The organism is Pseudomonas sp. CF161 (genome assembly GCF_000416215.1).
GTDB lineage: Bacteria > Pseudomonadota > Gammaproteobacteria > Pseudomonadales > Pseudomonadaceae > Aquipseudomonas.
This window is the reverse complement of sequence record NZ_ATLP01000111.1, coordinates 192,365-202,072: the sequence shown is the minus strand read 5'-3', so window position 1 is coordinate 202,072 and position 9,708 is coordinate 192,365. Positions and strand designations below refer to the sequence as shown.

8 protein-coding genes and 2 pseudogenes are annotated in these 9,708 nt (G+C 58.0%); 5 read left to right on the top strand and 5 right to left on the bottom strand.

What is annotated here, in order from left to right; genetic code table 11:
* Window positions 1-2: 2 nt before the first annotated feature.
* From CF161_RS25775 to CF161_RS32920, 4 genes and pseudogenes are all read left to right on the top strand, one after another.
* Complete coding sequence (locus CF161_RS25775) at window positions 3-446, top strand: hypothetical protein (RefSeq protein WP_020299566.1); 444 nt, start codon at window positions 3-5, stop codon at window positions 444-446.
* 743 nt (window positions 447-1,189) lie between these two features.
* The gene (locus CF161_RS32925; protein WP_156882736.1) at window positions 1,190-1,450 is read left to right on the top strand and encodes a hypothetical protein; all 261 of its coding nucleotides are present in this window, start codon (window positions 1,190-1,192) and stop codon (window positions 1,448-1,450) included.
* Window positions 1,451-1,789: 339 nt separating this feature from the next.
* Window positions 1,790-1,996: pseudogene (locus tag CF161_RS33790) on the top strand (hypothetical protein); the annotation flags it as partial.
* A gap of 433 nt (window positions 1,997-2,429) precedes the next feature.
* On the top strand, window positions 2,430-2,954 hold the full coding sequence (locus CF161_RS32920; RefSeq protein WP_156882735.1) for a hypothetical protein: 525 nt from the start codon (window positions 2,430-2,432) through the stop codon (window positions 2,952-2,954).
* A gap of 366 nt (window positions 2,955-3,320) precedes the next feature.
* On the opposite strand, the pseudogene CF161_RS32490 reads toward CF161_RS32920, so the two are convergent.
* The 3 genes and pseudogenes from CF161_RS32490 to CF161_RS25755 form a co-directional block, all read right to left on the bottom strand.
* A pseudogene (locus tag CF161_RS32490) lies at window positions 3,321-3,569 on the bottom strand (hypothetical protein); the annotation flags it as partial.
* A gap of 329 nt (window positions 3,570-3,898) precedes the next feature.
* Entirely contained in the window at window positions 3,899-4,462 is a 564-nt protein-coding gene (locus tag CF161_RS25760) for a DUF4272 domain-containing protein (RefSeq protein WP_020299562.1), read from the bottom strand.
* Between the two features lie 83 nt (window positions 4,463-4,545).
* Window positions 4,546-5,100, bottom strand: coding sequence for a hypothetical protein (locus tag CF161_RS25755; RefSeq protein WP_020299561.1), 555 nt, complete (start codon window positions 5,098-5,100; stop codon window positions 4,546-4,548).
* A gap of 89 nt (window positions 5,101-5,189) precedes the next feature.
* On the opposite strand from CF161_RS25755, the gene CF161_RS25750 reads away from it, so the two are divergent.
* Window positions 5,190-5,789: a hypothetical protein gene (locus CF161_RS25750; RefSeq protein WP_020299560.1), complete on the top strand. Its 600-nt coding sequence runs from the start codon at window positions 5,190-5,192 to the stop codon at window positions 5,787-5,789.
* Between the two features lie 17 nt (window positions 5,790-5,806).
* Here CF161_RS25750 and CF161_RS25745 read toward each other — a convergent pair whose 3' ends face one another.
* Together CF161_RS25745 and CF161_RS25740 are read right to left on the bottom strand one after the other, a co-directional pair.
* Window positions 5,807-7,648, bottom strand: coding sequence for a M48 family metallopeptidase (locus CF161_RS25745; RefSeq protein ID WP_020299559.1), 1,842 nt, complete (start codon window positions 7,646-7,648; stop codon window positions 5,807-5,809).
* Between the two features lie 5 nt (window positions 7,649-7,653).
* Window positions 7,654-9,654: a DUF4034 domain-containing protein gene (locus CF161_RS25740; RefSeq protein WP_020299558.1), complete on the bottom strand. Its 2,001-nt coding sequence runs from the start codon at window positions 9,652-9,654 to the stop codon at window positions 7,654-7,656.
* Between the last annotated feature and the right edge of the window lie 54 nt (window positions 9,655-9,708).

Here is a 9,708-nt window from a genome sequence, read left to right as displayed (position 1 = left end):
GCATGAAAATTCCAAATGAAAAATATAGTGATTTTTTTAATCGGTTTGTCGGCAGTGAGGGTCTAATCGAGCTGGCTGGATGGTTAGTGATTATTGATTATAGGTTGTTTCTTATTTCTGAAAAATATGTCGGAGATTATAGGCAGGCTGAAAGGATTGAATTTTCTGATTCGGCAGTTATTTTTTCCGTAATAGATAGGGTTTTCCCGTTAGGTGGAGGTGAGAGTTTTTTATTTCATAAGGCAAAAGTCATTGGGTGGCTCTTCGAAACTACTCCTCTAAAGATTGACCCCGTAGAACTGGTGGTTGAAGAAAGAGGTCGCGGGTTTGTTTCTATTAGTCTCCAGGAGGAAGATATGGAAAAGAATAGGGTGCGATATGAGAGCTTTCTAAAAAATAAAGAAACTGCTAATCCAGTTGACTGGCTCGATTTCTACAGGGACTAATTCTCGGTCCGGCAACCTGGTTTTCGGCGGCGTCGATATGCAGTTGCGCGCCGATAGCCAGCTCAGTAGCTATGCCGATCTCTACAGCAAAGGCAACCTGCAACTAAAGGTTGGTGAACTGGAGAACGCCTAGGCAGACTTCGAAGCCGGCGAAAGCGTAGCCAACCGCAACCGCAACCGCAACCGCAACCGCAACTGCCGGGGCGATCGCCACTCCGGCTACTACATAGTGCGCACCACCTACCAGGGCACCGATCTCAAAAACTTGCCAGCTGCGCGCCTGATCGATAATACATCTGGGCACTATGAGCCCTCTGGTCCTGTTGCACAGGTTGCAGCAGAAAAAGCCTCCTCCCCAAAAGGCCTTGATGTATCAGGGAAGTATGTAGAAAAGTCTGAATTCCAAATCATAGTAGTTCTAGAATAGGTGCGTGGTATACGCAATTATGAAACGTTTGGCCTTGAGAAGATGGCTCGAAACCAAGGATTGGAACGCTTTCCTTTCTAAGTGAGGAGGTAACCTGGGGATTGAGCTTAAATCCGAGGCGGGGAATCTGAAGTTTCTTATCGGGAGTGCAGAAGCTGAGAGTTTTTTGATTTTGATATTGTCTGTGATTGGTGTAAGAGGTTTCTGGATTTTTTATCTAGTGGCTTTTTTCGCAGTTTAGGTGCCTAAATGATGTAAGATAAATTCTGGTGCGCCTCTGTAAAGAGTTGCAGTAGGAGTGTGGGGACGGTTTTAGATGATTGCGATTGATGGTGTCATGAAAATTAACTGTGTTAATGGAACATCTAAAGCAATGCTGCTTATTATTGAACCTTGGGCTGAAGAGTATTGGCTTGAGTCTGGTGTGTCAGTTGATATTGTCGGGTGTGGAGGGGCAGTTGATGGTAATTTTGAAGTTGAGTATTTCGACGGTGGTGTGATCTTTTATGGGTGGGAAGGCAGCGTGGTTTCAGTGTTTTCGAATGGTGTCGAGGTGGTTCCTAGTCGACAGGATTAAATCTTTGGTGCGAAAGGTACGGCGAAAGACCTAGGGAACCTCCGACCAACTTGCCGCTCAGTTGCGGCAAGTTGGTCGGAGGTTCCCTAATGGGATTTCATACAAGAATGGCTATCCGGACTTCTCTGTGGTTGCACTTCAAGAGGTTAGACTTTCTGGTCTAATGTCTACAAGGCGAGATGCTAATTTCCGCGCTGCTAACCAGATGCTGGCTAGTAAGTTGGGTGTGAAAGAGTCTGAAAAACCACTGTTTTTTTGTTGGTAGAGAAAGCTTTTTTTAGCTACTACGTTTGCAGGCTTGAGGAATACCGATAGTGATTTGATGCTGATGAGGCTGATACCAAGGCGCCGAGGGTTCACGTAGTTAATGACATTGGGAAATTGGTTTCTCTGAGGTGTATTAAAGTGATGTCCGCTTTTGACGCTGACGCACGTCAAATTGGTTTTATTTTTGACGCGACGTTTGACCCTCAGCTTGGCTTGGGGGTTCTGCTTACTAACGGCTCTGTGGAAGCTGTAGATACCCAAGATATTTTACTAGGCTAACTGCAGGGAAAGAGATCCCTGCAACCTCTGCAAATGCACGGGTAGGTTTGCGAGAAGATTTAGCCGTACAAACTGACATCCCGAGAAACCTAGATAAGGTTTGGGGGGGGCAATAAATGATCTTATCCGATCTTATAAGATGGATGGTGCAACGCTGACCCAAGTATTCGCTCAGGAACCTCAGGAAAGGCCCAGGCATATACAGTTGAAGGGCATCCAACAATTTCCGAGATTCAGTATCATCCAGGTAGTGGAAAGCACAAAGTTGGTGAATATTATAATTTTACTTATAAGGATGGTTTGGAAGTTGCAGTTATTGATCCGGCTTCGGGGTTTGAATCTGGAGCTATCACTAGTTATCAGAGATGCTATGACCCTCAAGGTAACAGGCTAAAGTATGAGGCCGGTAAATAGAGTGTCTGGGAATAAAACTATGAAAGTGATAAATCCAGACTTATATGCGGATTTGGTTCCTGGTTTAGCTGGGGCTGGATTTAGACTCGGAGAGTCTTTAGAGAGTGTAGAGAAAAGACTCGGTGTGGTTAAATGGTTTGAAAATGACTGCAATCTAAAAGATGTACTCTCTAAGAATTCTGGTTGGGTAGGGGTGGTATCAAAAATAGGACAGGCAACTGGACTTGATCTAAAAGAAATTTCTTTCTCATATATGGATGATGTCGTTTCTTTGTTCTTTGAGGAGAAGAAAATTCTTTATAGGATTCTCGTGGGTAAAGGGTGTCTAGGAAATTTTCGAGGAGTTAAGTCTGGCGAAAATATTTTGGGGTTAAGTAAATTCTATAGGATTAATTTTAACTGTGAGGATGATGAGTTTCTTGTTGTTGAGGGTGATAGGGTTGTAGAAGGGATAAGCTTTGTTACGGACTATCGGGCATCTTTAGAGTGTGCGCCTGAGCAAGAAATCCAATATATATCCATCCATGATTGGACTTTTCGATAAAAAGAATGCATGAGCCGTAATCATCAGACACCCCTTAATTACTCGCGTTTTAACGCTCTCGTTCACCTCAAGCCCCCGTCTGCCTCAGCCACAATCCCCGTAGCCTGATCCAGGACACGGGCCGGGCGGTGGCGTAGTCATTGTCCTTGTCGTTGGCTGGGTAGAAATCGGCGGCGATTTTTAACCGGCGGTCAGTGACGAGAGATACTTTTATTGAGGTGGCCGTATCGCTACCAAGCAGTTTTAATTTGAGGGTGTGTAAGCATTTTAGGATTTGGTATGAGTGTTTAGTTCTTTAGTAATTGAGTTTTTTACAGGCGATAACAACGGGCGGCGGACGCCGCCCATTTTTCGCCATATTGAAAACTGTTTCTGTAGCTTCCGCCCCACTACATCCAGCAAGTCGCAACCATCACGTAACAAGATGGCGCAAGCAAGTGTCATTTCTTGAAGGACTATAGGGTTGTGGCAAACCTCATCAGAAGTGACGAAGTTTTCCAACAATTGATTAACTGCACGATTGCGATAGGCGGCTGCATCGTGTGATACATCAATAGGTGCCTGAGTATCAATAAGTAACGAGGGGGTATTACAGTCGTGACCCGTAATGGGCATTTATCGTTCCATGATTAGACTCTCTGCTTGATTGCTGAGGCCATCACTCATTCGTCGCCAAACGATGGGTGGCAGCTGTACGCAGGTTGGCGAACCGGCAGCGGAGAAAACCGGCAGACCATAAGGTCTCCCGCGTGCAGCCGCCAATAAGGCAATTTGTAGGTGTGAATCTGCAAGCAAGCCAATGACTTTTGCATTCTCTACTGTCAGGTCGCCAAACCTGAATCGCCATTTGGGCGACCAGCGGGCAGATGCAACATCAGTTCACCCTCGCTGCTCTGCGAGCTAAATGACTATCCCCCGCTGAACTACCCACTCAGACCTAGCCCTCAAGTATCCGTCGGCACCTCATCCCAATCATCGCCATAGCCCACCAGCCAGCTCAAGGCGTAACGCCGTTCGTACACCACCCCGGGGTGGAGTTCCTCGGGCATGGGTTTGTTGAACAACTGGGCATCGCGTACCCGCCAGTGCTGCTGATAGAGCTCGCCTTCGGCGGCTTCGATATCGGCCGCCGGGCGCAGTTGGGCCTGGGCGATAAAGGCTTTAGGGTCTTTCATGGCCTGGGCCAGCAGGCGGATGCTCTTCAGATCTGCTGTCAGGTTCAGCGCCGGTAGCTGGTCGAGCCCGCCCAGGGCCCAGGCCACTGCGACCAGGCCTTCGGCGCGCCAGCTGAAGTTGACCAGCTGCTGTTCGGTGGGCTCCGGTTGCTGGTAAAAAGCCCGTTCCTCATCCGAGAAAAACGCCTCGACGCCGTGCTGCTTGACCCAGGCCAGTTCCGGCGAGTCCGCTGCCGAGTAGGTGCGCGACACGGTGGCCGTCAGGGCCAGCAAGCGTTGTGCGACCTGTTCTGGGGTACGCGCGCTCATGGCGTCATCGTCGTGCTCGGTCATCTGCTGCGAAGCTCCATTTCTGTGGCCGAACGGGCCGGGAGGGCGATCCTGGCACAGCCCTCGGCGGCGTTCAACGTGTGGCGTCAGTCGGTTTTTGCGTGCAGTTTGATCAGCCCGGCGGGCAATTGGTCGAGCTCTTCGTAGGCATCGCGCGGGCCGTACACCAGGTAGCGGTGGCTGCTTTCATGGCCGACATTGTTGAAGATCACCCGTGGCCCCTGGGCGGTCATCTGCACCCAACCGGGGCGGTTTCTTTCGGCAAAATCGATGCGCTGCACCCGGCTGCCCTGGGGCTCCCAGTAGAACGCCGCGCCTTGCAGGTAGTTGGCGGTGAATTCGCCGGACAGTAGCAGCAGGTGGCTGTTGGCACCGGTGGCCACGCATTGCCATTGCACATTCATGCCCAGGGAATCGTCTTCGCTGTTGTAGAGCAGCCAGGTCTGCGGTCCATGGCGCAGGCGATAGATAAACGAGTCGACAAAGGCGGCGCTGCGCAGCAAGGTCAGCCGCTGGGAAGGGCCCGCCAGCTCGCAATCGATCACGGTCCTGGCCGGTGCCGCTGCCCAGGCGTGGGCGGTGCACAGCAGGGGCAGCAGGCCAAGTAAAAGGCGGCGCAGGGGCGGTGGCAGGGTGGGCATAAGGGGGACGGCTTCCATGGCGAGATATTGAGGTAGTGCGGGCCGTACCTAGTAATATGGCGGCACATTTTTTACCAGCTGATTTGTTAATGCCTGAGTACAGCCCGTCTGCCAGCGATGCGCCTATCCTGTTGTTTCCCAAGCACATCAGCTTGTGGGCCGATGGAGGGGAACTGCCGGCGCTGGCCATGCCGGTGCCGGGCCCCATCCGGGTGTTGCGTTATGGCTGGCTGGTGCTGGCTCTCGGATTGCTGGGAGCGGTGGCGCTGGGGCAGCAGGGGCTGGCGCTGATCCTTGGGGTGTCGATGGTGATGATTCCATTGCTGGTCCTGGGCGTGCGCAGGCGGCTGTTTCCGCCTGCTCGGCCCAAGGCCTGGTTCGACGCCCAGGGCCTGCACCTGGCCTGCGGCACTGAAACGGCCCCCGGTGGCGTTTACCGGCACTTTATTGCCTTCGGTGATATCACCCGTATCGCGAGCCTGGATCAGTCGATTGATTTGCCACGGCGCGGTCATGCCCAGTACCGCACCTACCTCGTCGAAACTCGGCAGTTCCTGGGCGATAACACCTGCATCCACATCAGCACCCAGCAGAGCCTGGAAGCGCTGCACAGTGTGCTGGAACGCCTGAGGCAACTGCCCGCAGCGGCCCATATCAGCCTGCCGCCGACGCACCGGTACGGCGCCTGAACCGTGTCCAAAGCGCATCAGCCGAGTGACGCATCGAGACGCATCCGCGCCGCCTCTGTGCACTGCGCAAGCCGTGGGTCGTTGTCTTCGAGGAGGTAGGCCTCGACCCGCAGGTGCAGGCGGGGCATTAGCCGATCCAGCAGTTGCTCGCAGTTGCGCTGGCTGTAGTTCTGCTCGCCGGTGAGACGGCTGACGAGGCGCAGCAGAAGGTTCTCCCGGGCCTGGACCAGCAGCACATAGTGCCGGCTATCGGGCAGGCGCAGCAGCCAGACGCCGCTGGCAATGCGCAGCAGCGGGGCCAGGGTCTGAGCCAGTTTGTTGACTTCCACGGCGGCCAGTTCATGGGCGTGATACTGCGGCGGGTCCTGCTCGGCGTTGGCCTGTCGATGCAGGCGGTCGGCCTGCTGCCGATAGTGGCAGGCCTGCTCCCAGTCCTGCGCGGCCATGGCCAGCATGCTCAATTGGCGCAAGCTGCCCAACTGGTACGGCCCGGGTTTGGCGGCCAGTTGCTGCCAGCGTTGCGCGGCGGCTTGATGCTCCCCGGCCTGGTACAGGCTGAAGGCCTGCTGCTGGCGCAGGGCGCGGTGTTCCGGGTCCTGCTCCAGCGCTTGTTCCAGCAATGAGGCGGCCCGGGGGTTGTCGTCCAGGTGGGTGCGATACAGCCAGGCCAGGCGAGCGATCTCATCACTGTTGAGGCTGCGGATTCGTTGCTTGCGCAGCAGCTCGTGGTGTTCGCCGACCAGGGCCTGATAGTCCTCGCGGGCGTCGTTGCAGCGCTCGCGGATGAACTCGGCAAATTGCTGGTCCAGGCGTTGCGCCAGGGCCTGGTGCTGTTCTCCCAGCCACACCTGGGCGGCGCTGGGCTGGGCGCGTTGCCAGTGCAGCGGCAGGTCGGTGCGTGCGGTGTCGATGCCCAGGGCGGCCAGACGCTCGGCCAGTGCCGGGTGGGTGTCGCTGCGTTCGGTGCTGTTGCACAGTTCGGCGTGCAACCAGGTGCCGGCCTGGGCGGCGTCCACCGGGGTCGCCAGCAGGCCGTGGCGCGCCAGTTCGACCAGGGGTTGCAGGTCGTCCCGGGGCTGGTTCACCGCCTGGGTGTAGAGCTTGGGCCAGTAGTCCTCGGCCAAGGCGCGGCGTTGCAGGGCGGTGCCGATCAGGGCCTGGGCGAAGGTGCCGGCGCCGCAGACTCGCGCCGCCTCGGCATCGGCCTGGTATTCACAGTGGCGGGCGAAATCCAGGCTGATATCGAGAAACCTCGGCACGTACCACTCCACAAACAACCGCAGCGGGGCGCCGGTCAGGGTGCGGTTGCGCTCCAGCCGGTCGCTGACGGCCTGCCATTGCAGGCGGGCGAAATACACCCGGCTGGCATAGCGCCCGTGGCGATGGGCAATGTGCGCGCATTCGTGGGCGAGGATGGCCGCGCAGGCGGCGGGCGACAAGGTGTCGAGCAGCGGCAGCCCCAGCCACAGCACGTTGCGGGTGCGCCCGGCGAGCACCCGGTGCTGGCGAATGCTGGCGTTGAACTGGCTGTTGAGATACACCGCATCCAGCCTGGGCGCGCCCAGCTCGTTGCGGATCCGCTCCAGTTCGCTGAACAGCTGCGGCACCTCCTCGGGGAGCAGGGCGATGCCGTCCTCATCCCCCTGGACCCGGCTGCTGAACGGAACCTTGAGCATCACCAGGCCGAACGGCGCGGCGGGGAAGGTCGCCACCGCCGCCAGCACCCCCAACAGCCCCGGCAAGGCCACCAGCAACAGCGCCGGCAGCAGGCAGAGCAGCAGGCCCAGGGTCAGCAGTGCCACATCCCCCAACAGCAGCCAGGCGCTGATCCGCAGTCGGTGTCGACGCAGGTTCGGCATTTCACTCATGACGCAGGTTTGGGCGGCAGGTCATCGGGGCTGATGTTGCCGCGCTTGAAAAAGGCCCCGACCACCGTGCCCACGGTCTTCACCAGGCTGTGGGAGTTGAGCACCTCGCGTTCGATTTCCTCGATGCCCTCGTTGTCCGGCAGCAGGCGGGTGGCGTGCTGGGCCCATTCGATGGCGGCAAAACGACTGCGTTTGGCGCCGCGCCCGTTCATGTAGGCCAGGGCGATTTCCGCGCAGGCGCGGGCGGCGGTCCAGTCGTCCTGGTCGTCGATCAGCGAACGCAGGTAGCCCTGCACGCCTTCTTCCTGCTCGTCGAGGGTGCCGAAGTCGCGTTGCAGCACGCCGATCCGCAGCCGGGCGAATGCTTCGCAGCGCGAGTCCTCGCGGGACTCCTGCAGCAACTGGCGCACGGCGTTGAAGTGCTTGCGCTCGTTGAAGTCCAGGCCCTGGCTGAACAACCGGTCCCAGGCCATGTTGTACTTGGCCAGGGCCGAGCCGTCGGCCACTGCGCGCTCCAGCCAGAACTCGCGGGCGGCGTCATTGATGTAGCTCTCCGGGGTGTTGCTGCGGCTGCCCCGGTGAATGTCGTACATGGCGCTGGAGGCGTCGTGTACCCGGCGTTCGGCGCATTGTCGGATCAAGTAGTAGCCCGCCTCATGGGCGCCGCTGTCCCACAGCAGGTAGCCGGCAGTGAGGACATTGAAGTTGTCGTCCATCTGGTTTTTGCTCAGCACCGCGGCGCGGTTGAGCAGGGTGCGTGCGCGCTCCGCATCGTGGGCAAAACCCCAAAGCGCGAACTCGTGGCCCACGGCGGCCAGGGCCAGCGGGGTGGCCAGTTCATCCATGCGGCACATGCGCTCGATCGCCTCTTTGAAGACGTCGATGTGGTCCGTCATCTGATGGATCAGGGTCAGGTAGGCGAAGCTGTGGAACGGGCCGTCGACCTCGCGGAAATACACCCCGGGAGCGAAGGCCGCGACGCTGGCCACATGCAGCGAATAAGCGCGGGCTTCGTCGTTCAGCGAGTAGCTGCAGAAGTTGGCGAAGCGGCCCAGGGCATCGCCGCGCTCTTCGGGCCGCAGGTCGCGTTGCAACCAGGCTTCGAAGCGCGCCAGGAAGGCCTGCGCGGTGCTGACTTCATCGGCGGCCGGGTAGTCGCTGATGGCGTCGTACGCGCCGATCCAGCGGATCGCGTTGCGTTGCGCTTCGTCCAGCCCGGCGGCGAGCGGCCCGCTGGCCAAGCCTTCGATGTCTTCGTAACTGCCACCCCAGCGCGGCCGCAGGTAATTGGTGTAGGCCAGCAAGGCTTCGAGGCAGGCGGGGCGCCATTGCAGGATCTGGTGCAGCCAGTAGTCCTGGCCCTGGTCCATCTCGTGGGCCTCTCGGGTCGGCAGCAGCTCCGGCAGTGCCTGGGGCGGTTGGGCCAGCGGGGTCAGGCCATAGTCGGCCAGGTGCGTCAGGGCCTGGGCCAGCAGTTCCGGCTCCTGGTCGGTGGCGGCGCAGGTGACGGCGGGCTGCTGGCGGAACAGCTCCAGTAACCAGGCCGGCTCCTGGAAGTGTGACGACAATTGCAGCATGGCCATGCCGGCCGCCACCGGGCGCGACGAGCGCTGCATGGCGGTCAGCAGTGCCGCGGTGGCGCTCTCGCAGGCCATGGCTGCGCCCAGCCAGCAGTCCTGGGACACGCCCTGGGCCCAGCCGTAGCCGCGGATATCGGTGGCGCGGCCAAAGCAGAATTTGCCCCAGATCAGCTGCGGGTGATACGCCTCGGGGCAGGCCGCGATCCAGGCCTGGAGAAACTGCGCCACGGACGTGTAGGACTGGGTGCTGTAGTCGAACAGCGTCCCGGCCTGGGTTGCATCGATGTAGGGATGGCTGCCAGTGGGCGCCTCGAGCCATTGCGCCTCAAGCTCGTTGTAGTAGCGGTCCAGCTCGGCATAGGCCGCAGTGCGTACCAGATCACGAACGTGCAGGCGCAGGGTAGAGAGGGTAGGCAAGGGGCATCATCCTTGATCGGGTAAGGGGCGGCGCAGTCCGGGGTTTGCGCGTGG

Coding starts and splice junctions, on each gene's coding strand:
- CF161_RS25775 (WP_020299566.1), top strand. CDS start 3: ATGAAAATTCCAAATGAAAAATATAGTGATTTTTTTAATCGGTTTGTC.
- CF161_RS32925 (WP_156882736.1), top strand. CDS start 1,190: ATGATTGCGATTGATGGTGTCATGAAAATTAACTGTGTTAATGGAACA.
- CF161_RS32920 (WP_156882735.1), top strand. CDS start 2,430: ATGAAAGTGATAAATCCAGACTTATATGCGGATTTGGTTCCTGGTTTA.
- CF161_RS25760 (WP_020299562.1), bottom strand. CDS start 4,462: ATGACCGAGCACGACGATGACGCCATGAGCGCGCGTACCCCAGAACAG.
- CF161_RS25755 (WP_020299561.1), bottom strand. CDS start 5,100: ATGCCCACCCTGCCACCGCCCCTGCGCCGCCTTTTACTTGGCCTGCTG.
- CF161_RS25750 (WP_020299560.1), top strand. CDS start 5,190: ATGCCTGAGTACAGCCCGTCTGCCAGCGATGCGCCTATCCTGTTGTTT.
- CF161_RS25745 (WP_020299559.1), bottom strand. CDS start 7,648: ATGCCGAACCTGCGTCGACACCGACTGCGGATCAGCGCCTGGCTGCTG.